This window comes from Streptomyces flavochromogenes (genome assembly GCF_000717595.1).
In the GTDB taxonomy this organism is placed as follows: Bacteria; Actinomycetota; Actinomycetes; order Streptomycetales; family Streptomycetaceae; genus Streptomyces; species Streptomyces flavochromogenes.
Genome location: NZ_JNZO01000011.1, coordinates 81,215 through 108,017 on the forward strand (window position 1 = coordinate 81,215; position 26,803 = coordinate 108,017).

Genomic DNA, 26,803 nt, shown 5'->3' on the forward strand with positions numbered 1-26,803 from the left:
AACGATGTCCAGCATTGTCCCCACGGGACTTGTGGTGTCCGTGAGGTCGTGCGAGAGGGTTGAAGTACTGGCGAAGTTGGCCGAAAATTGTCCTCGGTGTGCACCTTTTGCGGTCGACTGGCGTCGTTTGAAAGCGCGTCATTCCGAGCGTGCTGGGTACGTAATCGGTGACAGGCAGGGGCAGTTGAAGCTGCCCCGGAACGCGACGCGGGACCCCGGCGTCTTACATGCCGCAGGCCGCAGCCCGTCACCGAGTGGCGGGGAACGTGTTCTGACCCGCCCCTGGTGCTGACCCGGCTCCACCTCGTTCTGACCTGGCTCCACCTGGTACTGACCCGCTCCATCTGGTTTCCACGTGGGTTCCACCTGGTTCCGGCCCGGGCCGGCCCCGCTCCGACAGGGGCCACCGTCCCGCCGACCCGGTACGCGCTGATACGCACGGTGAAGTGTCCTGCACATGGTGTGATGTGGATTCGGCGTTCAACGGAAAGGAACGAGCGCTCATGCGCGAGATCCTCGGAAGGCGACGCAGGCTCCGGTTCCGGCGCAAGGCGAGGACCGCCCGGCTCGACGCGGCGGTCACCTTCGCCGTCGAATGGGACTGGCCCGTTCTGCCGGGAGCGGGCCTGAGAGCGACGACCCGCACGTCCGCGGGAGCCGCCTGCTCCTGCCCCGACCCCGAGTGCGTGGTGCCCGGCGCACACCCCTACGACCCCGGGCTGCTCGCGGCCACCACCGACGAGCGGATGATCCGCTGGTGGTGGACCCGGCGCCCGGACGCCCCGGTGGTGCTCGCCACGGGAGGCGGCGCGCCCTGCGCGGTCAGTCTGCCCGCGGTCGCGGGAGCGCGGGCGCTCGCCGCGCTCGACGCCATGGGCATGCGGCTCGGCCCGGTGGTCGCGACCCCGACGCGATGGTCGATCCTCGTGGCCCCGTACGGCCTCGAACGGCTCGGCGAGCTGCTGTACGCGAAGGACAGCGTCCCCAGCTCGCTGCGCTTCCATGGAGAGGGCGGCTATCTACTCCTTCCGCCCTCGGTCGCCGGGACCGGGCAGGTCCGGTGGGAGCGGGCCCCTCTCGCGGGCTCGGCCCGGCCGTGGCTGCCGGACGTGGAGGCGGTGGTCGACGCCCTGGTGGAAGCGAGCACGAGCACGCCGGGCGGCGGGAGCCGGCTGGCGTACTGAGAGCGGGGGGCCGGCTGGCGTACGGAAAAGGCGCCCTCTCGGCCCTGGCGGGCGACACCGGCGCAGCATCGGCGCCGGGCCGGCGCCGGCGGGGCGCAGGCATCGGCGCCGGCGGCGACACCGGTACCCGTACCGATGGCGGCACCGGCGGCAGCGCGGCGGGACATCCTTCACCCGAACGGGTGCGTACTGGTCCGACTTGTACGGGAAACGGGCGCGCGGCCGACCGTGCGCCCGTCGGCCGCCGCTATGTTCACCCCACCGTTCAAGATCTCCAGCCGAGCAGGAGCAGGTGGGGCGCATGGGTCCGGTGAACCTCCGTGTGGTCGGACTCGGGGCCGCCGTCACGGTCGCCGTGCTGCTGCCGCTGGTCGCGATGGCCGGGCCGACGGGCGAGCCCGTGGCGGGTGGGTCCGCACGACCGGCGCGTGCGGCCGACGCCGCCGACGCCGACGCGAAGCCCGGGGACCTGCTGAACGGGCTGGGCCTGGGCCGCCGTGCGGAGTCCGCAGCCGACCCCTCCACCCCCGTCCCACCCGGCGCCCCCGTCACTCCCCGTAGTGTCCCGGCCGCTCCGGCGCCTCCGGAGCGGGTCACGAACTGTGGGCCGGAACTCGCCTCTCCCGAGGGGGTCGAGGCGCAGACCTGCGTCCTGGCGGAGGGACCCGACACGTGGGGGCGTACGTACTACCGGAACGCGACCGGCCAGAATCTCGACGCGTTTCTGACCCTCATGGCGCCCGGTGGGCGGACCGTTCAGGTCCGTTGCCCGGTCGCCGCGCAGGACGAACCGGGAACCTGTGAAACGCCCAGGGAGCGGGGCAAGGGGGTGGCCACGGCCTATACGGCGGTAGCGGAATTCGCAGGAACCGGCGAAGGGGACAACACCCCGCTGCTGCTGCGGGCGGGCAGCAACACGGCGGACAGCGAAGGAAGTTGAGCGTCGACGCCTCGGACCTGCCGGAGGCGGACATGGAAAGGCCCGATCGCTGGCGACGGGGGATGCACCAGCGACCGGGCTTCCAGAACGGTAACAAGAGATCTGCTGTTCGCAAATTCGATCTCGGTTATTCGGACAGGGATTTACCCGTCCGCAGACCGGGTTGTGGCGGAAGTCACCGACTGGTCGGTCTGTCAGTCACCGATACCACGCGGGGTATCAGCTGAGAGTCACCTGACGGTTCGTGAGACCGCCACGCGCGCGCCGCTCCTCCGCGGTGAGCGGAGCGTCCGAGGCGAGCGCTTCGGTCAGCCGCTCGGCGAACTCGGCGGCCGGCTTCTCGCACTCCTCCGCCGTCATCGAGGTCGGAAGATCCCAGACCGGCACCATCAGTCCGTGCGCGCGGAACGAACCGACGAGGCGGGTGTCCGCGCCGATGGAGGTACCGCCGGCGGCCTGGAGACGGGCGAGCGCGTCGAGGAGCTTCTCCTCCGGGTACGGCATGACCCAGCGCAGGTGGTTCTTGTCCGGGGTCTCGCACCAGTAGGCCGAGTCGACGCTCGCCAGCTTCACGGTGGGGATCGCGGCCGCGTTGGCCCGCTCCAGGGAGGCGGCGACCTCCGGGTCGGCGCCGTCCGCGGACTGCGGGATCCAGAACTCGAAGCCCGAGTGGACCTCAGGGGCGAACGCGGCGTCCGCGTCGAGCAGATCCTGCAGGCGCGGGCCCTCGGCCGGTACGCGGCGCGGCGGGACCGGGGTGCCCGGCTCGGTCTCCAGGGCGCGCTGGAGGGTGTCGGCGAGGTCGCGGGCGAGGTCGCCGGAGGTGGAGTCGTTCTGCAGGGCGAGCAGGACGGAGCCGTCGTCGCGGCGGAGCGCCGGCCACGCCATCGGCAGCACGGTCGCGAGCGTCACGGAGGGAACGCCCTCCGGGAGCCCGCCCTTGAGGGTGAGCGGCACGGTGGCGGCGGGCACCAGCTCGCGCAGCGCGACCCAGTCGCACTCGCCGGCCAGGCCCTCGAAGGGGCGCTGGACGAGTTCGGTCACGGCGTGCGCGGCGGCCCGGCCGTGACACGCCTTGTAGCGGCGGCCCGAACCGCACGGGCACGGCTCGCGCGCCCCGACGACCGGGATCTCCCCGTTCGTGACCTGTGCCTGACCGGTCTTGCCGGCCTTCGTCTGGGGGCGCTTCTTGGCCATGGTGTGGCTTTCTCCCGATCGCGGCGGTGCGGTGCTTGTTCCGGGCGCGAGCCTAGCCGCACCGCGCACCGACGCCCTTCAGGCGGGCCGTTGCCCCCCCCCGTGAGGGGGCGGCCGCGGGGCGCCGTGCGCGGTCGGGATCGCCCCGTGCGGAGACCGCCGACCACGGTGCGGCGCCGGGATGCTCGTACGGCGTCGCTCCAGGTCGTACGGCGCCGGGATCCTCGTACGACGTCAGTCCAGGTCGTCGTACGCGTCCAGGATGTCGAAGCGGGAGCCGCCGCCGACACGGGACGCGAAGTCCTCGCGGCGGTGTCCCGCGGTCACCACCACCCAGACCGTGACCTCGCCGGTCGCGCTGTCCCGCACACCCCAGTCCTGCGCCAGCGCGCTGATGATGTTCAGCCCGCGGCCGCCCCGTGCGGTGACCGACGGCGTCGCCGGAACGGGCCGGGTCGGACCGCCTCCGTCCGTGACCTCGACTCTGAGGCCGCCCGCCGGGTCCACCCGCCAGGCCGCCCGTACATCCCCGTCGCCTCGATCCGCCTGCCCCAGCGGCCTGCCGTACCGGCAGGCATTGCTGAGCAACTCGGAAAGGATCAGCACCGCGTCGTCGACGACCGATTCGGACACCCCGCTGCGGTACAGCTCGTCCCGCATCCGGTGTCTCGCCTCACCCACGCCCGCAGGGCCATGGGGTACGGCCATGCTCGACGACGTGGGCACCTCCTGTGCCACCACCAACGCCACCCCCGAGACCTCCTTTGCCCCACGCCACGGTGTGGATGCCCCAATGGCCTGGACCGGAAACCGGCCAATCAGTGTGCGATGAGGCACTCGTGACGATCGCGTACGCGTGGAACGCGCCGGTGCACTCCCTGTAAGCCCTGTGAAGCCTTGTGGCGCAAGGGGAAGAGGGTGCTGAAGGGGAGGCCGGGAAGGCGAGAAAGGGCGAAACGCGGGAAACGTGCCCGTCGCGGGAACGCGTCGGCCGCCGGAGACATCAGTCGCGACGCAGCTGGGAGAGCACCTGCTTGGGGCGGTTGGTGATGATCGCGTCCACCCCGAGGCGCTCGCAGAGCTCGACGTCCTCGGCCTCGTCCACGGTCCAGACATGGACCTGGTGCCCGGCCTTCTGGAGCCGCAGGATCACGGCCGGGTGGTGGCGGACGATCCGGATCGACGGCCCGGCGATGCGCGCGCCCGCGGGGAGCCGTCCGTCACGCAGTCGCGGCGAGACGAACTGGGCGAGGGAGACGGTGGGGAGCGTCGGCGACGCGGCGGCGATCCGGTGCAGGGAGCGGGCCGAGAAGCTCATGACGCGTACCGGGGACTCGTCGGGGGACGCGGGCGCGTCCAGGCCGAAACGCTTCAGGAGCTGGAGCAGCCGCTCCTCGACCTGGCCGGCCCAGCGGGTGGGGTGCTTGGTCTCGATGGCCAGCTCGACCTGGCGCCCGGCGTCGGAGACCAGCTCCAGGAGCCGCTCCAGGGTGAGGACGGAGGTGTACCCGGGGTCGCCCCAGTCGGGACTCTCGCGGGAGTCGTCGCGGCCCTTCCAGGTGCCGAAGTCGAGGGCGGCGAGATCGGCGAGTTCCAGGGCCGAGACGGCGCCGCGGCCGTTCGAGGTGCGGTCGACGCGGCGGTCGTGGACGCAGACGAGATGGCCGTCGGCGGTGAGCCTGACGTCGCACTCCAGGGCGTCGGCGCCGTCCTCGATGGCCTTCACATAGGCGGCCAGAGTGTGTTCCGGTGCGTCTTCGGAGGCTCCACGGTGGGCGACGACCTGGAGGGGGACGCTGTTCGGGTGCTGCCGTGCGTGAGTCACGGCGTCATGGTGCCATTGGCGGGGCGGCGCGGGCACACCGGAAGGTGTCCATTCTGTCCGTATATAAAGGTAGGGGGGTGAATGCACAGCTCCGCCTTACAGCGGCCTGACGTCCTGTGGGAAAAGCTGGTGCAACACCCTGGACGCAGTAGGTGACCCGTAGGTACCACCCACCCCACCCCGCGCAGTCAACGAGGAGAGCGAGCTGTGAGCACCGAGAACGAGGGCACGGCGGTACCGGCGGACCACCCGGCTGCCCCGTCCACTCCGTCCACCCCTCCGACGACTCCGACGCCTCCGGCCACTCCCTCGGTGTCGACGCCGGCTCCCGCGCCGACGGAGGCCCCGACGGTCGCGCAGAACGCGGTCCCGGAACCGACCCCTGCCCCGGCCCCTACCTCGACCCCGGCACCGGCCCAGACCCCGGCACCCGCCTCCGCGCCGGAGCCGACGGCGGCCACTCCCACCCCGGCCGCCGCCGGGGCCGGCTGGCCGCCGCCCCCGCCGACCGTGCCCGCCTGGGGCGCCCCGCTCCCGCCCGCTCCCGCGGCCCCGCGGCGACGGGGCGGCGGCCTGGTGGCGGCGGTCCTGGTCGCGGCGCTCGTCGCGGGCGGCATCGGTGGTGGCATCGGCTACTGGGCCGCCCAGCGCGGTGACGACGACGTCAGCTCCACGACGGTCTCCTCGGGCGAGGCCCCGGCGTCGTTCAAGCGCGACCCCGGGACGGTCGCGGCGGTCGCCGCGAAGGCGCTGCCGAGCGTGGTCACCATCCAGGCGAAGTCGGGAGGTTCGCAGGCCGAGGGCGGCACGGGCACGGGCTTCGTGTACGACCAGGAGGGCCACATCGTCACCAACAACCACGTGGTGGCGTCGGCGGCGGACGGCGGCACGCTCTCCGTGACGTTCCCGGACGGCAAGTCGTACGACGCGGAGGTCGTCGGCCGGGCCGAGGGCTACGACGTGGCCGTACTGAAGCTCACGAACGCGCCGAAGGGGCTGCAGCCGCTGCCGCTGGGCGACTCCGACAAGGTGGCGGTCGGCGACTCGACGATCGCGATCGGCGCGCCCTTCGGTCTGTCGAACACGGTGACGACGGGCATCATCAGCGCCAAGAACCGTCCGGTCGCGTCGGGCGACGGTTCGGGCGGCAGCAACTCGTACATGAGCGCGCTGCAGACGGACGCGTCGATCAACCCGGGCAACTCGGGCGGGCCGCTGCTCGACGCGAGCGGCGCGGTGATCGGCATCAACTCGGCCATCCAGTCCACCGGTAGCGGCTTCGGCCAGTCCCAGGCGGGTTCGATCGGCCTCGGCTTCGCGATCCCGGTGAACCAGGCGAAGAACGTGGCGCAGCAGCTGATCAGGACGGGCAAGCCGGTGTACCCGGTGATCGGCGCGACGGTGAACATGCAGGAGCAGGGCGAGGGCGCGACGATCGCCTCCCAGGGCTCGGGCGGCACCCCATCGGTGACTCCCGACGGTCCGGCGGCGAAGGCGGGCCTGAAGCCCGGTGACGTGATCACGGGCTTCGACGACCACCAGATCGACAGCGGTCCCTCCCTCATCAGTGAGATCTGGACCCACAAGCCGGGCGACCAGGTCAAGGTCACCTACGAGCGGGACGGCAAGACCTCCACGGCCACGGTCACCCTCGGCGAACGCACCGGCGACAGCTGACCGGCTAGGCTGTCCCCCGCGCCGCAGGTGGACACACCGCCGGCGCGGGGTGGGTTGCCCGAGCGGCCTAAGGGAACGGTCTTGAAAACCGTCGTGGCAGCGATGTCACCGTGGGTTCAAATCCCACACCCACCGCAGTGGATCGGCGAACGCGCTGGTCGGAAGGGGTGCTCCGGATATCGGGGCGCCCCTTCGTCGTGTGTGGGGGCGCGGGATTCCGGCGGGCCGGGACTCTTCGGGCGCGCTTCTTGAGCCCCTCGGGTCCTTCCGGGGTCCGCCCGGGGTGCCTCTGCGGATGCGGGACCCGGGTGGTGCCGTGATGCTGGAGGGGCTGGAACAGCGGCTAGGAGGGCCAGGATGTCTGTGTTCGACAAGCTCAAGGGAATGCTGAAGGGCCACGAGGAACAGGCCTCCAAGGGCGTCGACAAGGCCGGCGACTACGTCGACGGGAAGACGCAGAGCAAGTACAGCGGCCAGGTCGACACCGCCCAGGAGAAGCTCAAGGAGCAACTGGGACAGACGGGTCAGCGGCCGGACTCTCCGCATCAGCCCCCGCCCCCGCCCCAGCAGTAGCGCGAGGCACGAAGCGACCGTCAGGGGCGCCCCGGATCCACGTCCGGGGCGCCCCTTCCGGGATGCGGCGGGGTCGGCTCTTCGGGTTTCATGGGGCGTCGGAACGGTGGGGGACTGGACGAAGGAGTGGTGTCGTGGTGCGGATCGTGCTCGTGCAGGGGGACATCACCGCCGAGGCCGCCGACGCGATCGTGAATGCCGCGAACTCGTCGCTGCTCGGCGGCGGCGGAGTCGACGGTGCCATTCACCGCAAGGGCGGCCCCGAGATCCTCGCCGCCTGTCAGGACCTGCGCCGCTCGCACTACGGCAAGGGGCTGGCCACCGGGCAGGCCGTGGCGACCACCGCGGGGCGGTTGCCGGCCCGGCATGTGATCCACACGGTCGGACCGGTCTGGTCGCGCGAGGAGGACCGGTCTGAGCTGCTGGCCTCCTGCTACCGCGCATCCCTGCGGATCGCGGACGAGTTGGGTGACCGCACGGTCGCGTTCCCCGCCATCTCCACCGGGATCTACGGCTGGCCGATCGACGACGGGGCCAGGATCGCCGTGCGCACGGTACGGGCCACCCCCACCGACGTGGAGGAGGTCCGCTTCGTGCTCTTCGACGCCCCGGCCTATGCGGCCTTCGAGGCGGCCGCGGGGGAGCGGGACGTTCCGTAGGTCGAACCTTTCCTTTCCTTCTGCCCGTGCGTTCGGTCTCCGTGTACCGGGGGCGCGCCGTCGTGATCTTCCGGCGGGGAGATTGGCGGAAAATCTGCCGGAACGCTTCCTCCCGTGCGGCGCACGGGCCACCGCTGTCCTGAATGCCTTTTGCCCGGGTGAGCTGGGCCTTTGCTCGAAGCCGCCGGGTTTATCTGCTTCTCCTCACGCTTGCGGGGGAATCGGGCGCTCCGGGGTGGTTCGCCGGGGATTCGGTGGGCAACTCTGGAGTCGCGACGTCGATCACCAACGACCGGGGCGGTCGGCCAACTGCCTTGGAAATAGCCGTACTTCAGAGCACTTCAGAGCAGTTCCGTGCAACAGCACCAGCTTTCAGTTCCCGGAGGAACAGACATGGCAAGCATCCGTACCGCCCGCATCCTCGCCGCCGCCGCCGCCCTGCCCCTCGCCGCCGCGCTCTTCACCGGGGTGGCCCAGGCCGACAACGGCGGGTTCGCGGACGACGGATCGAACACGAGCGTCGCCACGATCACCGGCAGCGGCGTGGGCGGGGGCAACTTCGGCAACTCGACCACGACGCAGCAGGTGGCGACCGGTTCCGGTGCCTCCAACCAGAACAACACGGCCAGCGTGAACGGCTCCGCCTTCACCCACATCGCCCAGAACAACGCGGTGGTCAACTTCCTCCCCTGGTGGTGACCGTCCCGGGACGACAGCCGGCCCGACGGGGGGCGTGACCGCGGTGTGAACGACGGCCTGTGCGCCGGTACTTCGGTACCGGCGTGCGGGCCGTCCCGCGTGTGCCCCCGGGCGGGCGCGGTCGGTCGTCGACCTTGACAGGGGTCCTGAATCTGACGGACAGTCAGAAACCTCAGTCGTCCCACGGGAGGCCGTCGCCGTGCACCTCGCCCCGACCGAGCGGCAGCTACGGCTGCGCGCCGAACTCCGCGCGTACTTCCGGGACCTGATGCCCGAAGGTCCGCCCCCCGCCACCGACACCGAAGCCCAGCGCCGGCTGCTCCGCCGGATCGGCGCCGACGGGCTCCTCGGTCTCGGCTGGCCCGAGGAGTACGGCGGGCAGGGCCGAGGTCCCGACGAGCAGTTCGTCTTCTTCGACGAGGCGTACCGTGCGGGCGCCCCCGTCTCGATGGTCACGCTCAACACCGTCGGTCCCACCCTCATGGCCTACGGGACCGAGGAGCAGAAGGCCTCCTTCCTGCCCCGGATCCTGCGCGGCGAGACCGTCTTCGCCATCGGGTACAGCGAGCCCGAGGCCGGCACGGACCTCGCCTCCCTCCGGACGCGCGCGGTCCGCGAGGGCGGGTCCTGGCTGATCGACGGCCAGAAGATCTTCACCTCCAACGCCCAGAACGCCGACTGGATCTGGCTGGCCTGCCGCACCGATCCCGACGCGCCCCCGCACAAGGGCATCTCGATCGTCCTCGTCCCCACCGACGCCCCCGGCTTCTCCTTTACCCCGATCGCGACCGTGGGCGGGCTGACGACCACGGCCACCTACTACGACGGGATACGGGTCCCCGCCGGGAACCTCGTCGGGCCCGAGCACGGGGGCTGGGGGCTCATCACCAACCAGCTCAACCACGAGCGGGTCGCGCTCGCCGCGATCGGCATGCAGGCGGAGGACTTCTTCGCCGCCGTGCTCGACCGGGCCCTCACCCCCGATCCGGTGACGGGCAGGCGCCGCATTGACGAGCCATGGGTTCGGATCCGAGCCGCCGAAGCGCATGCCCGGCTGGCCGCGACACGCCTGCTGAACTGGCGTTTGGTGGGAGATGTGGGGGCCGGTCGACTGGCCCCGGGGGATGCGAGCGGCGTGAAGTTCGTGGGAACCGAATCCGCGGTGGAGGTGTATCGAATATGTCAGGAGATCGCGGGTGGGCCGGGGACGGTGCGAGCGGGATCGCCGGGGGAGGTCGACGGCGGTGAGCTGGAGCGCATGAACCGGGCCGCGCAGATCAACACCTTCGGGGGAGGGGTGAGCGAGGTGCAGCGCGAGATCGTCGCGAGGATGCGGCTCGGCATGAAGGGGAGGGGCCGGCGATGACCTTCACACGGAGCCAGGACGGGCCTGAGCCGTCACCGGACGGGCTGTACGAGCGGCTGGCGGGGTTCGCGGGGCGGGCCGCCGCGACGTCCGGCGTCGGCAAGGACCCGGTCAACCTGCCCATGATCCGGCACTGGTGCGAGGCGATGGGGGACGGCCACCCCGCCTACCGGGGGCCCGACGCCGTCGCTCCGCCCACGATGCTCCAGGCCTGGACGATGGGCGGCCTCTCGGGGCACACGGACCGCTCCTCCGCCCACGAGGAACTGTTCGCCCTCCTCGACGGGGCCGGATACACGTCGGTGGTCGCGACCGACTGCGAGCAGGAGTACCTGCGGCCGCTGCGGCCCGGCGACGAGATCGCCTTCGACACCGTCATCGAGTCCGTGTCGGAGCTCAAGACCACCAAGCTCGGGTCGGGGCACTTCGTCACCACCCGGACCGACGTCCGCGCCGGCGGGCAGCCGGCCGGCACCCACCGCTTCCGGATCCTCAAGTACGCGCCCGCCGCACGACCGCGGAGGCCGGAGCCCCCCACCGGGAGCGAGGCGAAACAGCCGGAAGCCCGGCGGCCCCGGCCCGTCGTCAACCGGGACAACGCCGGATTCTGGGAAGGCGTGGCCGCGCACCGGCTGCTCATCCAGCGCTGCGGCGACTGCGCCGCCCTCCGGTTCCCCTGGCTGCCGGGGTGCGCCGACTGCGGCTCGCCGGAGTGGGACACCGTCGAGGCGAGCGGCTCCGGGACGGTCTACTCGTACGTGGTGATGCACCACCCGTCCTTCCCGGCCTTCGACCCGCCGTACGCGGTCGGTCTGGTCGAACTCGCCGAGGGCGTACGGATGATCAGCAACGTGGTGGGGGTGCCGTACGACAAGGTGCGGATCGGGATGCCGGTGCGGCTGGAGTTCCTGCGCGTCGACGAGGAGCTGGAGCTTCCCGTCTTCCGCGCGGGAGGGGAGGACTGACATGGACTTCACCCCCACCGAGGAGCAGGAGGCGGCCCGCGAGCTGGCCGCCCGGATCTTCGCCGACCTCGCCACCCATGAGCGGCTCAGGGCGGTCGGCACCGGCAGCGACGCCGAGCTCTGGAAGGCCCTCTGCGCCGCCGGGCTGCCCGGCTCCGTCGAGGAGACCGGCCTGCTCGGCCTGGTCCTCCTCCTGGAGGAGCAGGGACGCGTGACGGCCCAGGTGCCGTTCGCCGCGACCTGTGTGTACGGGATCCTCGCCGTCGCCCGGCACGGCACGGACGAGCAGCGCGCCCGGCTCCTGCCCGGCCTCCGCGACGGCACGACGGTGGTGACGGGGGCCTTCCCGGCGTCCGGGTCGGTCACCTCGCGCGAGGGGCGGCTCAGCGGGGCCGTGGACTGGGTGCCGTGGCTCAGGGACGCCACCCATGTCCTCGTCCCCGACGCGCACCGTGCCCTCTGGCTGGTCCGCACCGAGGACGCGGCGGGCGTCGACCCCGTCGAGCTCACCGCACCCTGGTCCGCCGGTCGGCTCGTCCTCGACGGAGCGGCGGGGGAGCGGCTCGGGGAGGGCGCCGCCTACGCGGACGTGCTCGCCGCCGCCCGGGTCGCCTTCGCCGGTCTGCAGGCAGGGGTCTGCGCCGGGTCGCTCGCCAGGGCCGTGGAGTACACCTGCGTACGGGAGCAGTTCGGCCGCCCGCTCTCCACCCACCAGGGCGTGCAACTACGGGCCGCCGACGCCCATATGGACACCGAGACCATCCGGGTCACCGCCTACGAGGCCGCCTGGCGCCACGACGAGGGGCTGGAAGCCCGCGGGGCGGCCCTGACCGCCGCCTGGTGGGCCTCCGAGGCGGGGAAGCGGGTCGTGCACGCCGGGCAGCATCTGCACGGGGGCATGGGCGCGGACCTCGACCACCCCGTGCACCGGCACTTCCTGTGGGGCAGGCAGCTCGACGCCCATCTCGGCTGCGGCACCGAACTCCTCGCCGAACTCGGCGATCTGCTCGCTGAAGGAGATCTGTCATGAAGCCCGGCACGGAGAGCTTCGTCAAGCCGGGGGACGAGCTGCCGCCGCTGACGATCCCGATCACCCGCACCCTGATCGTCGCCGGGGCCGTCGCCTCCCGCGACTACCAGGACGTGCACCACGACGCCGAACTGGCCCGGGAGAAGGGCTCCCCGGACATCTTCATGAACATCCTCACGACCAACGGCCTCGTCGGGCGGTACATCACCGACCACTTCGGCCCCCGCGCCGTCCTCCGCAGGGTCGCCATCCGGCTCGGCGCCCCCAACCACCCCGGCGACACCATGGTGCTGACCGGCACGGTCACCGAGGTCGACGGGGACATCGCACACGTCCGGGTCGTCGGTGCGAACGGGCTCGGTCACCACGTCACGGGGACGGTCACCGTGGAGGTGCCGCGATGAGCCTCCGCACCAGGGACGGGCTCGGCGGCCGGGCGGCCGTGGCGGGCATCGGAGCCACCGCGTTCTCCAAGGACTCGGGCCGCAGCGAACTGTCGCTCGCCGTCGAGGCGGTGCGCGCGGCCCTCGACGACGCCGGGCTCGCCCCCGCCGACGTCGACGGCATGGTCACCTTCACCATGGACACCAACCCCGAGATCACCGTCGCCCAGGCGTCCGGCATCGGCGAGCTGTCCTTCTTCTCCCGCGTGCACTACGGCGGCGGGGCGGCCTGCGCCACCGTGCAGCAGGCCGCGCTCGCCGTCGCCACGGGGGTCGCGGAGGTCGTCGTCTGCTACCGGGCGTTCAACGAGCGCTCCGGGCGGCGCTTCGGCTCCGGAGTCCAGCAGCGCGAGCCCTCCGCCGAGGGCGTCGCACTCGGCTGGCAGCTGCCCTTCGGGCTGCTCACCCCGGCCTCCTGGGTCGCGATGATCGCCCAGCGGTATCTGCACACCTACGGATTGACCCCGGACGCCTTCGGCCATGTCGCCGTCACCGACCGGCGCCACGCCGCCCGCAACCCCGCCGCGTACTTCCACGGGAAGCCGATCACCCTCGCCGACCACGCCGCCTCGCGCTGGATCGTCGAACCACTCCGGCTCCTCGACTGCTGCCAGGAGACCGACGGCGGCCAGGCGATCGTCGTCACCTCCGTCGAGCGCGCCCGTGACCTGCGGCGTCCGCCGGCCGTGATCCTGGCGGCGGCGCAGGGCGCCGGCCGGAAGCAGGAGGCGATGACCAGCTTCTACCGGGACGAGCTGACGGGGCTTCCGGAGATGGGGGTGGTGGCCCGGCAGCTCTGGCGGACCTCCGGCCTCGCACCGGGCGAGATCGACGTGGGCATTCTCTACGACCACTTCACCCCCTTCGTGCTGATGCAGCTGGAGGAGTTCGGCTTCTGCCGGCCGGGGGAGGCGGCCGATTTCGTCGCGGCGGACGCGCTCCCGCTGAACACGCACGGGGGCCAGCTCGGCGAGGCCTATCTGCACGGCATGAACGGCATAGCCGAGGCGGTACGACAGCTGCGCGGGACCTCCGTGAACCAGATACCCGGGGCGGAGCGGACCTTGGTCACGGCGGGGACGGGGGTTCCCACGTCCGGGTTGATCCTGGGCACGGACGGCTGAGGCGACGGCCCCTGCGGTGGCCGCGCGGGGCGGTCGGTTCTTCACTCGCGCCATGAGCACACACGCATCACGACCGGAGCCCACTTCCGCACGCGCATCCGCCGCCACTCCCCCGTCCGCTCCCGCACGCGCACCCTCGGCCCGTACCTGGCGCCGGGCGCGGGCGCGGATCATGGTCGCGGCCGTCGTGGCGGCGCTGGCCGGGGCGGCGCCGGCCGTCGCCCCCGCACGGCCCGTCGCCCCCGACCGCGCCCCGGCAGCGGGCCCTGCCCCCGCCGCCGGTCCCCTCGTCCGCGCCCCCGCTCCCGGCGCCCCGGCCCCCGCTCCCGGCAGCCCTGCCGATGCGGCCGATGCCGCCGACCTCGTGCACTACGTCGGGCGCGCCTTCGACACCTGTGAGGCGCCGTCCCTCGCGGTGATGAAGGCGTGGCGGAGCTCTCCGTACGGGGCCGTCGGGATCTACTTCGGCGGACGGGGGCGCGGCTGCCCCACCCAGCGGGAGCTGAGCCCCGCCTGGGTCGCCTCCGTCGATGCCATGGGCTGGCGTGTGCTGCCGCTGTTCGTCGGGTCGCAGGCGCCGTGTGTGACCGCCGTCGCCAAGCGGCCGTTCGCCATCGGCAGCAACCCCGGGAGCCAGGGCACCCGCGAGGGGGCCGAGGCGGTGCGGGCCGCGCAGGCTCTGGGGCTGGACGCGAGCAGTCCGCTCTACCTCGACATCGAGGCGTACCAGCCGGATGACGCGGGCTGCGCCGCGACCACCCTCTCCTTCGTCCGCGCCTGGAACCGGGAGGTGAGTCGCCTCGGCTACGTGCCCGGGTACTACAGCAGCGCGGACACCGGGGTGCGGGACATCGAGGCGGCGCGGCGGGCGGGGACGAAGGACCTGCCGGCCGTGATGTGGTTCGCGCGCTGGCTGGGGCGGCCCGCGCTGTACACCGAGTCGGTGCTGCACCCGGACGCCTGGACACCGCATGCCCGGATCCACCAGTACGCGGGCGATGTCACCGAGGCGTACGGCGGCCGGCGCCTCGCCATCGACCGGAACGCGATGGACGCGCCCGTCGCCCGTGTCATGCCGACGGCCACCCGCACGGCCGGGGTTTCCGGCTCCGGCGGGGTTCCCGGCGCGGCCGGCGCTCCCGACCGGGGCGGGGCTTCCGGCCGGGCGGGGGACGCGGCGCCCCCCGCCCTCCGACCCTGAGGAGGACCCGAGGGCTCTCCACCCAGAGGAGGTCGGGCCGTCCCCACCCCTACAACCTGAGGCGGACTGCGGGTCGGGACCTGGGGCCGATCCGCGGGGCTCCCTCCGCTCATAGCGTGGAGTCATGACTCCGCCACCCTCTGGCCCCGTCTGCGCCGGTGCCTCGCAGTACGCGTCGTACTCGACCTTCTCGTCGTACGTACGGGCGCGTGGGCCCGTGCTCCTGCGCACCGCGCGCTCCCTGACCGCCAACCCCTGCGACGCCGAGGACCTGCTGCAGACCGCGCTGGCCAAGACGTTCGTCGCCTGGGAGCGCATCGAGGACCACCGTGCGCTGGACGGTTACGTCCGCCGCGCGCTGCTGAACACCCGCACGTCGCAGTGGCGGAAGCGCAAGGTCGACGAGTTCGCCTGCGACGAGCTGCCGGAGCCCTCCGGTGTCCCCGAGCCGGACCCGGCCGAGCGGCAGGTGCTGCACGACGCGATGTGGCGCGCGGTGCTGAAGCTTCCCGAGCGTCAGCGTCAGATGGTGGTTCTCAGGTACTACGAGGACCTGAGCGAGGCGCAGACCGCCGAGATCCTGGGAGTGTCCGTCGGCACCGTGAAGAGCGCGGTGTCGAGGGCGCTCGGCAAGCTCCGCGAGGACCCGGAACTGACCCCCGTCCGGTAGGCGGTGCGCAGAAGGCACGGATGAGGCGAGCAGGAGACAGTGGAATTCCGACGAAATCGGTACAGCGGAACGCTCGTGCCAGTGATCACTGGCATTTTCCGTACTCTCGGGTAGTGACATACCGAGCGGTACGTGCGCAGAATCGCCACACCCTTTCTGCCACGTAGCGCCCACCGGGAGGACGCCCCGTGTACAGCACCATGCAGGACGTACAGCTGACCGTGAGCCGCATTCTCAAGCACGGAATGACGATTCACGGGAAGTCGATCATCACCACCTGGACGGGCGAGCCCGAGCCGCAGCGCCGCACGTTCGCGGAGGCCGGAGCACGCGCGCACCAGCTGGCCAACGCCCTGCGCGACGAACTCGGGGTCACCGGCGATCAGAGGGTCGCGACCCTCATGTGGAACAACTCGGAGCACGTCGAGGCGTACTTCGCGATTCCCTCCATGGGTGCGGTCCTGCACACCCTCAACCTCCGTCTTCCCCCCGAGCAGCTGGTGTGGATCGTCAACCACGCCGCCGACCGGGTCGTCCTCGTGAACGGCTCCCTGCTCCCCCTCCTCGCCCCGCTGCTGCCGCACCTGCCCACGATCGAGCACATCGTGGTCGCGGGCCCCGGCGACCGTTCCGTCCTGGACGGCGTGGCCCCCCGCGTGCACGACTACGAGGAGCTGATCGCGGGCCGTCCGACCACGTACGACTGGCCCGAGCTGGACGAGCGTTCGGCCGCCGCCATGTGCTACACCTCCGGCACCACCGGCGACCCCAAGGGCGTCGTCTACTCGCACCGTTCGATCTACCTGCACTCGATGCAGGTGAACATGGCCGAGTCGATGGGCCTCACCGCCAAGGACACGACCCTGGTCGTCGTCCCGCAGTTCCACGTCAACGCCTGGGGCCTCCCGCACGCCACCTTCATGACCGGCATCAACATGCTCATGCCGGACCGTTTCCTCCAGCCGGCCCCGCTCGCCGACATGATCGAGCGCGAGAAGCCGACCCACGCGGCCGCCGTCCCGACCATCTGGCAGGGCCTGCTCGCCGAGGTCACCGCCAACCCCCGGGACCTCTCCTCGATGTCCCAGGTCACCATCGGCGGCGCGGCCTGTCCGCCGGCGCTCATGGAGGCGTACGACCGCCTCGGTGTCCGCCTCTGTCACGCCTGGGGCATGACCGAGACCTCCCCCCTGGGCACGATGGCCCACCCGCCGCACGGCCTCACCGCCGAGGAGGAGTGGCCGTACCGCATCACGCAGGGCCGCTTCCCGGCCGGCGTCGAAGCCCGCCTGGTCGGTCCGGCCGGCGAACACCTGCCCTGGGACGGCGAGTCCGCCGGCGAACTCGAGGTGCGCGGCACCTGGATCGCGGGCTCGTACTTCGGCGGCATCGACGGCGAGGCCATCCGCCCGGCGGACAAGTTCAGCGAGGACGGCTGGCTCAAGACCGGTGACGTCGGTGTGATCAGCCCCGACGGCTTCCTCACCCTCACCGACCGCGCCAAGGACGTCATCAAGTCCGGCGGCGAGTGGATCTCCAGCGTCGAGCTGGAGAACGCGATCATGGCGCACCCGGAGGTCGCCGAGGCCGCCGTCGTCGCCGTGCCGGACGAGAAGTGGGGTGAGCGCCCGCTGGCGACCGTCGTCCTCAAGGACGGTGCCACGGCGGACTACGAGACGCTGAAGGCCTTCCTCGCCGACGAGGGCGGCATCGCCAAGTGGCAGCTCCCGGAGCGCTGGGCGATCGTGCCGGCGGTGCCGAAGACGAGCGTCGGCAAGTTCGACAAGAAGGTCATCCGCAGGCAGTACGCGGAGGGCGAGCTGGACGTGACGGAGCTCTAGTCACGTATTCCGGATACGGATACGGATACGGGTGCGGGGAGGGCTTCGGCGGCGAAGCCCTCCCCGCACCCGTGTCGCGGTCCTCGTAGCTCGTACCCGTAACCCGTGTCCGTGCCCGGCTAGTTGGTGCCGATCTTCGCGAGCAGGTCGACGATCCGGGCCTGGACCTCGGCGCTGTTCGCGCGCTCGGCGAGGAAGAGGACCGTCTCGCCGGATGACAGCTTCGGCAGCTCCTCCTCGGCGAGGTCGGCCGAGGTGTAGACGACGAGCGGGGTGCGGTTGAGCTGCCCGTTCGCCCGCAGCCAGTCGATGATCCCGGCCCGGCGGCGGCGCACCTGCATCAGGTCCATCACCACCAGGTTCGGCCGCGTCTGGGTGGCGAGCGTGACCGCCTCGGTGTCCGTGGCCGCCCGCGCGACCTGCATCCCGCGCCGCTCCAGAGTGGCCGCGAGCGCCTCCGCGATGTCCTCGTTCTCCTCGATCAGGAGGACGCGGGACGGGTGCTGCTCGCTGTCGCGCGGGGCGAGCGCCTTGAGGAGTACGGCCGGATCCGCGCCGTACGCGGCTTCCCGGGTCGCCTGTCCGAGCCCGGCGGCGAGGAGTACGGGGACCTCGGCGGCGACGGCCGCCTGGCGCAGCGACTGGAGAGCGGTACGGGTGATGGGCCCGGTCAGCGGGTCGACGAAGAGCGCGGCCGGGAAGGCGGCGATCTGGGCGTCGACCTCCTCGCGGGAGTGCACGATCACCGGCCGGTAGCCCCGGTCGCTCAGGGCCTGCTGGGTGGAGACGTCGGGGGCGGGCCAGACGAGCAGCCGGCGCGGGTTGTCGAGGGGCTCCGGGGGGAGTTCGTCGTCGACGGGGCGCGGTGCGGGCCGGTTGGCGACCTCGATGGCGCCACCGGGGCCGTCGAGCGGCTCGGGACCCTCGTCGGAGCCCTCGGCGGGTGCTCCTATGGCGTACGCGCGGCCTTCGGGCGCGCGGGACGGCGCCTGCGACGGGGAGTCCGCCTGCGGGTGCGGCCTGGCCTCGCCGTGGGCCGGTACGGGGAGCGCGGCCGCGGCCGGCGGGTCGGCCTCCGGCGGGGTGGCGAGCCTGCGCCGCCGACCGGAGCCGTTGGAGCCGCCGGAGCCACCGGCGCCGTTGGAGGGCGTGCCGGGGGCCGCCGGGACGGGAGGGACGGCGGGGGGCGCCGGGTTCGCCTGGGCGGGCGGCGGGACGAAGGGAACGCCCTGCCCGAGGGTGCGCACGCTGAACGCCCGCCCCTGGGTCGAGTCCTTCGGCATGGGCAGCTCGGGCGGCAGCGGTACGGAACCGGTGCCGGTGCCGGACGACGGGGTGCCGGACGACCCGGTCCCGGATCCGGAACCGGTGCTGTTCCGGGGCTCGGCCTGCGGGATGGAAGCCGTCTGAGCCGGGGGCTGAGCAGAGGTCTGGGCCTGCGGCAGAGACGGCAGCGACTCCGGCTCCGGGGGCGGGGGCATGACGGCCCGGCGACGCCCGGTCGGCTCGGCAACCGGCGGCTGTGCGTGCGGATGGGCCTGGGGAGGCGCGTGACCGGCGCCGGGGACGCCCCGTACGGCTTCGTGCTGCCCCTCGTCGGAGACCGGCAGCGGCCCGGCGACGGGGGCGGAGGCACCCGGTCCCGCGAACGGCGCCGGACCCGGCTCGGAGGGACGGTCCGCATCGGCGGGCGGAAGCGCGAACGGCGTCCTGGGCCCGGCCTCGGCCGCCGCCGCCCGCTCCTGCGCGGCGGCGAGCGCACGCCGGCGGCGCCCGCTCGGCTGCGCCTCGGGCGGGACCTCGGCGGAGGGCACGGCCGGCAGGGCGCGAGCGAGTGCGGGAGCCGACGGGGTCCCCGAGGGTTCGACGGAGACACCCTGAGGCGGCACGGCGGTGCCGAGCGCGGCCCGTCCCTGCGCGCCCTCGGCGGCGGTCACGACGGAGCCCTCGGCGGGTCGGCCGCGCCGACGCCCGGTCGGCTCGACGACGGCGGCGCCCTGGGGCGAACCGGTGGCGGCAACGGCCTGTTCCACGCCCGAGTTCTGCTGGGCCGGGATCAGTTCGGCGGGTCCGCCGGCAGCCTCTCCCGTACGGGCGCGACGACGGCCACTGGGCTCGGCACCGCCCTCAGGGGCGACCGAGCTCTCCAGGAAGGCGTCCGTGGAGGCACGCCGGGCGCGCCGCCGTCCCCCGCCGGAGGCCTCCGACGGGTCGGCGGAGAGCGCGAGAGGAGCGGAAGGAGCGACGCCGGAACCGGAGGAACCGGAAGAACCGGAGGAACCGGAGGGAGCCGAGACGGGCGCGGAGGCCTGCGCGGGCAGCGCGAGCGCCTCCCGACCACCGACGACGGGGCCACCGGTCGGCCCACCGACGGGTCCACCGACCTGACCGACGGCCGGTCCCCGTGCGGGCGCGCCGCCCGCCGCCCCCTCAGGACCCGTCTCCGTCACGGGGACCGTGCCCCGCCCCGTACCGAGCGGGACTTCGAGCACGTACGCGCCGCCGCTCGTCCCCGGCACCTCGTGGGTCTGCACGACACCGCCGTGCGCCGCCACGATGCCGCGTACGACCGGCCCGTGGACCGGGTCGCCGCCCGCGTACGGCCCGCGGACCTCGATCCGTACGACATCACCGCGCTGTGCGGCCGCGACGACGATCGTGGAGTCGGCCGGCCCGGAGCCCTGGGCGGCGGCGCGGTTCCTGCCGGTCGCGTCGACGCCGGCGACGTCCGCGACGAGGTGCGCGAGCGCGGTCGCGAGCCGGGTCGCGTCGACCTCGGCCTCGATCGGCGGCGCGTGCACGGCGAACTGGGCGCGACCGGGCCCGATCAGGTCGACAGCCCCGTCGATGCCCGCCGTCACGACCCCGTCGAGGAGCGCGACGCGCTTGTCCAGCGCCTCCTCGCCCGCGTCCAGGCGCTGGTAGCCCAGGACGTTGTCGACGAGCGCCGTCATGCGGGCGTACCCGGCGGCGAGGTGGTGCAGGACCTGGTTGGCCTCGGGCCAGAGCTGTCCGGCGTCGTCCGCGGCGAGGGTGCCCAGCTGGGTGCGCAGCTCCTGGAGGGGGCCGCGCAGGGACTCGGCGAGGACGGCCGTGAGCTGCTCGTGCCGGGCGGCCAGGGAGGCGTACCGCTCCTGCTGCGCCTCCCGGTCGGCGGCGTTCCGCTCGGCGCGGTCGGCGAGTTCGGCGGCGTTCCGCTCGGTGAGGTCCTTGATCTCGGCGGCGTGTTCCTCGACGAGCTGCTCGTACGGCCTGCGGTCGGTGAAGGTCATGACGGCGCCGACGAGCTGGTCGCCGTCGCGGACCGGGGCGGTCGTCAGGTCGACCGGCACGCGGTCGCCCTTCTTCGCCCAGAGGACCTGCCCGCGGACGCGGTGCTTGCGGCCGGACTTGAGGGTGTCGGCGAGCGGCGATTCCTCGTACGGGAAGGGCTCGCCGTCGGAGCGCTTGGCGAGGATCAGCGGGTGCAGCTCCTGGCCGCCGAGTTCGCCGGCGCGGTAGCCGAGTATCTGGGCGGCGGCCGGGTTGACGAGGACGACGCGACCGTCGGTGTCCGTGCCGACGACGCCCTCGGCCGCGGCGCGCAGGATCATCTCGGTCTGCCGCTGCGAGCGGGCGAGTTCGGCCTCGGTGTCGAGGGTGCCGGTGAGGTCCCGGACGACCAGCATGAGCAGCTCGTCGCCGGTGTAGCCGCCGTACGAGTCGTAGGCCTCCCGGCCGTCCTCCAGGCTGGCGCTGGTCACCTCGACGGCGAATTCGCCGCCGTCGGTGCGGCGGGCGATCATCCGGGTCGGCTTGGTGCGGCCGCGCTCGTCGGTGCCCTCGGGGCGGCGCATGGAACCGGGGATGAGCCGGGAGTCGAAGCCGGGCAGGAGATCGAGCAGACCGCGGCCCACGAGTGCGGTGCCCGGGGTCTCGAACATGCCGAGGGCGATGGTGTTGGCGTTGACGACCGTGCCGTTGCAGTTGACGAGCACGAGGCCGTCGGGGAGGGCGTCGAGTATGGCTGCGAGGCGAGCAGCGCCCCGGGATGGCCTGCTGCTCACGACGACGTTCCTCCCTGACGCACTGCAACGTGCATGCCCTATCGGCCGGCCGGCCCCATCTTGCCCCTCGGGCCGCACCCTGTCACGGAAGGGAGTCTAAGGGAGCCTCCGGGGGTGACCCCGGTCTCATCCCGGTCTCATCCCGTCCCATCCTGTCTCATCCCCGGACAAGAGGAAGGACCGGCTCCAGATTCTCCCAGCGGTTGATCTCACAGCCGTTGGCACGCGAGAAACGGGCGTCGACCGTGCGGCCCTGCCAGGTGCCGGTGATGTGGGCGAGCGCCGGACCGCCGTACACCTGCGTGCAGAACCGGTCCGCGGGCACGGGCTCGAACGGGTTACCGCCCTCCTTCGCGAGCTGCTCAAGGCGCTCGCAGGCGTTGTCGCGCGCCGGGTGGTTTCCGCCGGCGCGGTCGTCGCACCTCAGCTCGAAGGTGCCGTCGGCGTCCGGGTGCCCGCTCTCGGAGACGGTCACGGTCAAGCTCTCGGGCGGCGAGAGCAGGGGCAGCGGCGGAAGCGGACCGAGCCCCGCGGTACCGGCGGCGGTGGCGAGGGACGCGAGGACGAGGCGGCGCAGCATGCGGATCTCCAGGAGCGGGGCAGCGGGAGGCGTCGGTGTACGGGGCGTGGGCGCACGACGTGCCCCGCCCCGTCTAACGCTCCGGGCGCCGGGGCGTTGCGCAAGCGGGGTGCGCCGGGCGGGCGCGGGTGCGACGGAGGGGTCGCTGCGGGTGGGTCCGGTGGCTTCGGAGGGCGCCACGTCGGGGTCGCCGGGCTTTGCCCTCGACCCCGGAGGGCTAGTACGGTGAGAATCGATTGGTGACAGCCGGTTCGCCTGTGTCATCATCTGCACGCACCACTCGCTTACGCGCGAGGTGCATGGAGGCGTCGCCTAGTCCGGTCTATGGCGCCGCACTGCTAATGCGGTTTGGGTCTTAAAGCCCATCGAGGGTTCAAATCCCTCCGCCTCCGCCCCTACCGAAGCCCCGGCCCCACAGGCCGGGGCTTCGGCCGTTTCCGGCCGACGGTGCGCCGCCCCGACCACCCCCGCCATTCGGCCGCACGTGCGGGCCCGTGCGGAGTTTCCGCAGGTCACAAGGGGTGAGGCCAATGGATTTCACATGGCGGCGGCAGTCATGTAATGTTCTGTCTGTCGCCGCGAGCGGGTCGAAAGACCGGGGAGCGGAGGCAAGACAAAAGAACAAGCACTCGTAGCTTAACGGATAGAGCATCTGACTACGGATCAGAAGGTTGCAGGTTCGAATCCTGCCGAGTGCACACAGGCAAGAGGCCCGGACGAGAGTCCGGGCCTCTTGCGTTTCCGGGGCGTACAGCAGTGAAGTCGGCACCGGCTCAGTGGCAGTCCGGTACTACCCCGCCGACAGCGTGGCCGCTCATGTCGCGTCGGGTGGGGGACACGACGGCGCGTCCGATCGGGAGGGGCAGATGAGGTTCAAAGCTGGAGTGGCGGGCCTGACCGCTGTAGTGATGGCGGCCTTGGCGGGGTGTGGGGCCCAGGCGGCCGCGGGGCCGGAGGGCGCGGCCCCGGTGGCGCCGGCCCGCACCGCTGCGCCGAGTGCCGTTCCGGCGAACGAGGCCGTGCGCCTCCCTTCCGCGGAGCTGCAAGGCCGATGGTGGACATGGGCGGCCTCGGAGCCCGACGCGACCAACCCTGTCGCTGACACGGACGGGAGCGCGTGCGGACGCAATCAACCGCACGATGTGTGGTTCCTGGCCGGAACCTTCGGCGGTCAGGCCGAGCGCACGTGCGAGGTTCCCAGCGGTCGTCCGATTGCTGCGCCTGTCGTCAACACCTTCGGAGACCCTGAGAACTGCGAGGCCTTCATGGGCAGCGCGCGGGGAACCGTGCTCCTCGACGGCAAGGTGGTCGAGCCGGAGACTCACAAAGCCGACTTGATCATGGTGCAAGGAGCTGAAGGCAACCCGCTCACCGGGGAGGAAGGGCGCTTCACAGCTACAGGGTGCGGCTTGTGGGTGCAGCTGCCGCCCCTTGCTTCCGGGACGCACTCGCTGAAGATCCGTGGTCGGTCGGGCGACTTCTCGACCGGTGTGGACTACGCGTTGACCGTCGCCGCCTCGTCGGTCTAGGCGAGCGGATGGAGAAGAGACCCCGGGATGATCCCCGGGGTCTCTCCTGTACCTCACAGCCATTGTGGGCGGTTCAGCCGGCGCCGCCCGTCGCGTCGGACAACCCGCCGATCGCCGGTCCCCGGCCCCCCAAGCCTTCGGGGATGGGGGGTTTGAGGGTTAGGGTCGGATGATCGTTCTTTTCTCTTCGAATGTGGGGGTTGGGGCATGGCGCTCTTCGGGAACGCGCACGCGATAGATCCGGCGCAGGCGCAGCAGGACTACGCGCGGCTGCTCGGGCAGGGGGAGCAGGTGCACGCCGCCTACCTGCTGATTCGCGACACCATCTTCTTCACCGACCGGCGGCTCGTGCTGGTCGACAAGCAGGGCATCACCGGCAAGAAGGTCGAGTACCACTCGATCCCGTACAAGAGCATCACGCACTTCGCGGTCGAGACCGCCGGCACCTTCGACCTGGACGCCGAGCTGAAGATCTGGATCTCGGGCAGCCAGCTTCCGGTCCAGAAGACCTTCACCAAGGGTGTCGACATCTACGAGGTGCAGGCGATCCTCACGCAGTTCGTCGCCCGCTAGGCGGCGGACGCCCGTAGGTGTGGGGGAGGGATTTCCGGGGGTATACCCGGGAATCTCCCCCCTTTTGGGTGAACCTGTCTTATTTGCATGTCAGTTGAATATGCCTTCGTCCTAGCTTGCGAGACGGAGGTGATGATCGATGGACGCGATCGACATCGATGACTTGGTGTACGCCGCCACCGGCGCGCCCCTGCGGAGGCTGACCGCGTACGACGGGACCCACTGGTTCCCCGTCGTGGACGTGGCGAAGCGGCTGGGGTACCGGGGGACCCGGGAGGCGTTGCGGACGGTGGCGCTGCCCGGGACGTACCTGGCGTCCGCGCGGGAGCTCGCCGGGGGCGAGGAGTTCTCCGGCCGGTGCGGGATCAGGGCGACGACGCGGATGGTGAGCCTGCAGGGGCTCGTCCAGCTCGTCGGGGCCTGCCGGAGACCGGAGGCCGGGCCGTTCCGGGCGTGGACGGCCGAGGTCATAGCGGCGGTCCAGCGGTACGGGGGGTACGGGCTCGAACCCTCCCCCGCACACAGCGGGTTCGTGCTGCCGCCGGAGCTCGTCGACGTCCTCGTACGGCTCGACGGGCAGTTCGACGAGCGGGCCGTCGCGTACGCCGAGCACACCGAGTACGCGGAGCTGCTCCGCGAGGCCCGGCAGAGTCTCTCAAGGGTCGCCGACTCCCTTGAACGGCTCTCCGTGCCCCGCCAGCGCGTCGGCGCCGCCGTCGCGCTCACCCCGCAGCAGTTGGTCGAGTCCTGGGCCATCACCGGGGACGTGCGCACGGTCGCGAGCTTTCTCGCCCCCGCCCTGATCCGTGGCGGCGTCCGCTACCGGGCCCAGGACGTCACCCGGCGCACCGGGCTCTCCGGCGAGCGCGTCCGGGACTGCGTGCGTCTCCTGATCGAGCGCGGGTGCATGCGGGAGGTCGGCGGGCCGGACGCCGACGGGGCGCGGATCTACGTCCTGCCCTGAGGCGGCACGACGACGACCTGGTACGCGTCCGTGTAGACGACCCGGCCGGGGGCAGCCGACTCCAGGCGGACGCAGGGCACCCCGTGGTCACGCAGGATGCGCAGGTACGGGGCGACCCGGGCCAGTGCCTCGGTGGCCGTCGGGCGGAACCAGGCGGCCGCGCCCGGGTTCAGCTCCGGGTCGTAGACCGTCGGGTCGACCGTGGTCGGGTTGGGGAAGTGGGCGTCGTACCAGTCGTTCGAGGAGCGCCAGATCGCCCACTCCCCGGAGGACAGCCTGCCCTCCCGGGCCAGCAGGTTGGTCAGGCCGAAGACCCCGGGGTGGTTGCCCCGGGGTCCCGGGGCCGGGGACTGGAAGCGGATGTGGCGGAGACTGGACATCCGGGGAGCATAGGGAGGCACGAGCGTGGAGTGGCGGTGTCGGGGGATCACCTGGGGCGGAGGCGTGCCCGGGCTGCGGTGGCGGGGCGGGAGGGTCAGCGCCCTCGCGTACGGGCAGGAGCTCGCCTTCCGGGCCGTCGGGGAGCGGCGGTGCCCGGGGGCCCGGGGGAATCCCTGTCCGCTGGAGGCCGTCGTTCCCGGCCGGGCCACCGGAGGGCGGTGCGCGGAGTGCGCGCGGCTCGACCGGGCCCACTCCGTCGCCGCCGACACCTTCCTGGACGATCCGCAGCCGTACCGCGTGTACCTGGCCTGGTTCGGGCCCGGGATGACCAAGGTCGGGATCACCGCCGAGGCCCGGGGCGAGGCCAGGCTGCTCGAACAGGGCGCCGTCACGTTCAGCTGGCTCGGGCGAGGGCCGCTGATGGCCGCCCGGCGGACCGAGGAGGTGCTGCGGCAGGCCCTCGGGGTTCCCGACCGGGTGGCGTACGAGCGCAAGCGCGTCGCCCGGCACACCCTGCCGACCGCCCCTGACCGGGCTGTGGAGGTCCGGGAGCTGTACGGGCGGGCGCGGGAGGTCGGCGGCTGGACGGAGACCCTGGAGCCGCTGGAGTTCGCCGCGCGCGACCACGCCGGCGCCTTCGGTCTCGACGGGCTGCCGCCGTTCGCGGGCACGGTCACCGAGCTGGTCGACGGGGGCGTCGTCAGCGGGCGGCTGCTCGCCGCGGCCGGGCCCGATCTGCACCTGCTCGACCCCGGCGGGCGCTGTCTCGCCCTCGACACCCGGCTGATGGGCGGCTGGGTGCTCCAGGGAGCCGGGGACGGCGGCGCCTTCTCCGTGCCGGTCTCGGAAGCGGTGTCCGCCGTCGACCCGAGCAGCCAGGGGGAGCTCTTCTGAGGGCCTGCGGGCCCTGAGTAAAGTCTTGGATCCCTTTGCCCGGGCGCCGTGGACAGTCCCGCCCCGGCCCGGCGAGGGTGATCACATGACCCCCAAGCTGGTGGCGGACATCGAACCGCCCTACTACACCGCTGTGTTCACTTCGGTCCGGCCCGACGCCCCCGAGGGCTACGCCGAGACGGCCGCCCGGATGGACGAACTCGCCAGGGAGATGCCCGGCTTCCTCGGCCACGAGTCCGCCCGGACTCCCGGCGGCATCGGCATCACCGTCGCCTACTTCCGTGACCTGGAGTCGCTCGACGCCTGGCGTGTGCACTCCGAGCACCGGGCCGCCAAGGCGCACGGGCGGGAGCACTGGTACGACAGCTACAGCGTCCATATCGGCAAGGTCGAGCGGAGTTACAGCTTTGAGCGTGAGTAGCGACAACGGCGCGAGCGGCGG

25 protein-coding genes and 3 tRNA genes are annotated in these 26,803 nt (G+C 72.4%); 22 read left to right on the forward strand and 6 right to left on the reverse strand.

Going from position 1 to position 26,803, the window contains the following annotated elements; all coding sequences use genetic code 11:
- Window positions 1–503 precede the first annotated feature (503 nt).
- Complete coding sequence (locus IF00_RS0114395; RefSeq protein WP_030318058.1) at window positions 504–1,184, forward strand: bifunctional DNA primase/polymerase; 681 nt, start codon at window positions 504–506, stop codon at window positions 1,182–1,184.
- Window positions 1,185–1,485: 301 nt separating this feature from the next.
- Window positions 1,486–2,124, forward strand: coding sequence for a hypothetical protein (locus tag IF00_RS0114400; RefSeq protein WP_030318060.1), 639 nt, complete (start codon window positions 1,486–1,488; stop codon window positions 2,122–2,124).
- Window positions 2,125–2,343: 219 nt separating this feature from the next.
- Here the strand turns inward: IF00_RS0114400 and IF00_RS0114405 are convergent, their stop codons facing one another.
- From IF00_RS0114405 to IF00_RS0114415, 3 genes are all read right to left on the reverse strand, one after another.
- Window positions 2,344–3,321 (reverse strand): DUF5926 family protein, encoded by a 978-nt coding sequence (locus IF00_RS0114405; protein ID WP_030318062.1) that lies wholly within the window; start codon window positions 3,319–3,321, stop codon window positions 2,344–2,346.
- Window positions 3,322–3,555: 234 nt separating this feature from the next.
- Window positions 3,556–4,158 carry an ATP-binding protein gene (locus tag IF00_RS0114410; RefSeq protein ID WP_078944681.1) on the reverse strand — a complete coding sequence of 201 codons (603 nt, stop codon included), beginning with the start codon at window positions 4,156–4,158 and terminating at the stop codon, window positions 3,556–3,558.
- Between the two features lie 166 nt (window positions 4,159–4,324).
- The gene (locus IF00_RS0114415; RefSeq protein WP_030318065.1) at window positions 4,325–5,146 is read right to left on the reverse strand and encodes a glycerophosphodiester phosphodiesterase; all 822 of its coding nucleotides are present in this window, start codon (window positions 5,144–5,146) and stop codon (window positions 4,325–4,327) included.
- A gap of 207 nt (window positions 5,147–5,353) precedes the next feature.
- Here IF00_RS0114415 and IF00_RS0114420 point away from each other — a divergent pair, with 207 nt between their 5' ends.
- The 13 genes from IF00_RS0114420 to IF00_RS0114480 all read left to right on the forward strand — a co-directional run bounded on the left by IF00_RS0114420 (window position 5,354) and on the right by IF00_RS0114480 (window position 17,394).
- Window positions 5,354–6,823 (forward strand): S1C family serine protease, encoded by a 1,470-nt coding sequence (locus IF00_RS0114420; RefSeq protein ID WP_030318067.1) that lies wholly within the window; start codon window positions 5,354–5,356, stop codon window positions 6,821–6,823.
- 48 nt (window positions 6,824–6,871) lie between these two features.
- Window positions 6,872–6,958 (forward strand) — tRNA-Ser (locus tag IF00_RS0114425).
- Window positions 6,959–7,180: 222 nt separating this feature from the next.
- Window positions 7,181–7,396 (forward strand): antitoxin, encoded by a 216-nt coding sequence (locus IF00_RS0114430; protein WP_030318069.1) that lies wholly within the window; start codon window positions 7,181–7,183, stop codon window positions 7,394–7,396.
- Between the two features lie 134 nt (window positions 7,397–7,530).
- Window positions 7,531–8,055: an O-acetyl-ADP-ribose deacetylase gene (locus IF00_RS0114435; RefSeq protein ID WP_030318071.1), complete on the forward strand. Its 525-nt coding sequence runs from the start codon at window positions 7,531–7,533 to the stop codon at window positions 8,053–8,055.
- A 393-nt stretch (window positions 8,056–8,448) separates the two neighbouring features.
- Window positions 8,449–8,754 carry a hypothetical protein gene (locus IF00_RS0114440; RefSeq protein ID WP_030318072.1) on the forward strand — a complete coding sequence of 102 codons (306 nt, stop codon included), beginning with the start codon at window positions 8,449–8,451 and terminating at the stop codon, window positions 8,752–8,754.
- Between the two features lie 199 nt (window positions 8,755–8,953).
- A complete protein-coding gene (locus IF00_RS0114445; RefSeq protein WP_030318076.1) occupies window positions 8,954–10,120 on the forward strand; it encodes an acyl-CoA dehydrogenase family protein in 1,167 nt (388 codons plus the stop codon).
- On the forward strand, window positions 10,117–11,085 hold the full coding sequence (locus tag IF00_RS0114450; RefSeq protein ID WP_030318078.1) for a bifunctional MaoC family dehydratase N-terminal/OB-fold nucleic acid binding domain-containing protein: 969 nt from the start codon (window positions 10,117–10,119) through the stop codon (window positions 11,083–11,085). The genes IF00_RS0114445 and IF00_RS0114450 overlap by 4 nt, the downstream gene beginning before the upstream one ends.
- 1 nt (window position 11,086) lies before the next feature.
- Window positions 11,087–12,115: an acyl-CoA dehydrogenase family protein gene (locus IF00_RS0114455; protein WP_030318080.1), complete on the forward strand. Its 1,029-nt coding sequence runs from the start codon at window positions 11,087–11,089 to the stop codon at window positions 12,113–12,115.
- Window positions 12,112–12,519: a MaoC family dehydratase gene (locus IF00_RS0114460; protein ID WP_030318082.1), complete on the forward strand. Its 408-nt coding sequence runs from the start codon at window positions 12,112–12,114 to the stop codon at window positions 12,517–12,519. Before IF00_RS0114455 ends, IF00_RS0114460 begins: the two co-directional genes overlap by 4 nt.
- On the forward strand, window positions 12,516–13,682 hold the full coding sequence (locus IF00_RS0114465) for a lipid-transfer protein (RefSeq protein WP_030318084.1): 1,167 nt from the start codon (window positions 12,516–12,518) through the stop codon (window positions 13,680–13,682). The genes IF00_RS0114460 and IF00_RS0114465 overlap by 4 nt, the downstream gene beginning before the upstream one ends.
- A gap of 52 nt (window positions 13,683–13,734) precedes the next feature.
- Window positions 13,735–14,883 (forward strand): DUF1906 domain-containing protein, encoded by a 1,149-nt coding sequence (locus tag IF00_RS0114470; RefSeq protein ID WP_078944682.1) that lies wholly within the window; start codon window positions 13,735–13,737, stop codon window positions 14,881–14,883.
- Window positions 14,884–15,007: 124 nt separating this feature from the next.
- A complete protein-coding gene (locus tag IF00_RS0114475; RefSeq protein ID WP_030318088.1) occupies window positions 15,008–15,553 on the forward strand; it encodes a SigE family RNA polymerase sigma factor in 546 nt (181 codons plus the stop codon).
- Between the two features lie 188 nt (window positions 15,554–15,741).
- Window positions 15,742–17,394 carry a long-chain fatty acid--CoA ligase gene (locus IF00_RS0114480; RefSeq protein ID WP_030318089.1) on the forward strand — a complete coding sequence of 551 codons (1,653 nt, stop codon included), beginning with the start codon at window positions 15,742–15,744 and terminating at the stop codon, window positions 17,392–17,394.
- 119 nt (window positions 17,395–17,513) lie between these two features.
- On the opposite strand, the gene IF00_RS0114485 is transcribed toward IF00_RS0114480, so the two are convergent.
- Both IF00_RS0114485 and IF00_RS0114490 read right to left on the reverse strand, forming a co-directional pair.
- Window positions 17,514–21,440 (reverse strand): PAS domain-containing protein, encoded by a 3,927-nt coding sequence (locus IF00_RS0114485; protein ID WP_030318090.1) that lies wholly within the window; start codon window positions 21,438–21,440, stop codon window positions 17,514–17,516.
- A gap of 157 nt (window positions 21,441–21,597) precedes the next feature.
- Window positions 21,598–22,020, reverse strand: a complete 423-nt coding sequence (locus IF00_RS0114490; RefSeq protein WP_030318091.1) for an SSI family serine proteinase inhibitor — start codon at window positions 22,018–22,020, stop codon at window positions 21,598–21,600.
- 301 nt (window positions 22,021–22,321) lie between these two features.
- Between IF00_RS0114490 and IF00_RS0114495 the strand changes: the two genes are divergently transcribed.
- From IF00_RS0114495 to IF00_RS0114515, 5 genes are all read left to right on the forward strand, one after another.
- Window positions 22,322–22,412, forward strand: a tRNA-Ser gene (locus tag IF00_RS0114495).
- A gap of 233 nt (window positions 22,413–22,645) precedes the next feature.
- Window positions 22,646–22,718: transfer RNA gene (locus IF00_RS0114500), tRNA-Arg, on the forward strand.
- 444 nt (window positions 22,719–23,162) lie between these two features.
- Window positions 23,163–23,549 (forward strand): signal protein, encoded by a 387-nt coding sequence (locus IF00_RS41245; protein ID WP_245234531.1) that lies wholly within the window; start codon window positions 23,163–23,165, stop codon window positions 23,547–23,549.
- A gap of 207 nt (window positions 23,550–23,756) precedes the next feature.
- On the forward strand, window positions 23,757–24,122 hold the full coding sequence (locus IF00_RS0114510) for a PH domain-containing protein (RefSeq protein ID WP_030318096.1): 366 nt from the start codon (window positions 23,757–23,759) through the stop codon (window positions 24,120–24,122).
- A gap of 139 nt (window positions 24,123–24,261) precedes the next feature.
- The gene (locus IF00_RS0114515; protein ID WP_030318097.1) at window positions 24,262–25,086 is read left to right on the forward strand and encodes a BRO family protein; all 825 of its coding nucleotides are present in this window, start codon (window positions 24,262–24,264) and stop codon (window positions 25,084–25,086) included.
- On the opposite strand, the gene IF00_RS0114520 is transcribed toward IF00_RS0114515, so the two are convergent.
- A complete protein-coding gene (locus IF00_RS0114520) occupies window positions 25,071–25,466 on the reverse strand; it encodes a hypothetical protein (protein ID WP_030318099.1) in 396 nt (131 codons plus the stop codon). The genes IF00_RS0114515 and IF00_RS0114520 overlap by 16 nt on opposite strands.
- Window positions 25,467–25,491: 25 nt before the next feature.
- Here IF00_RS0114520 and IF00_RS0114525 point away from each other — a divergent pair, with 25 nt between their 5' ends.
- The gene (locus IF00_RS0114525) at window positions 25,492–26,361 is read left to right on the forward strand and encodes a DUF2797 domain-containing protein (protein ID WP_030318101.1); all 870 of its coding nucleotides are present in this window, start codon (window positions 25,492–25,494) and stop codon (window positions 26,359–26,361) included.
- An 85-nt stretch (window positions 26,362–26,446) separates the two neighbouring features.
- Entirely contained in the window at window positions 26,447–26,782 is a 336-nt protein-coding gene (locus IF00_RS0114530) for an antibiotic biosynthesis monooxygenase family protein (protein WP_030318103.1), read from the forward strand.
- Window positions 26,783–26,803 lie beyond the last annotated feature (21 nt).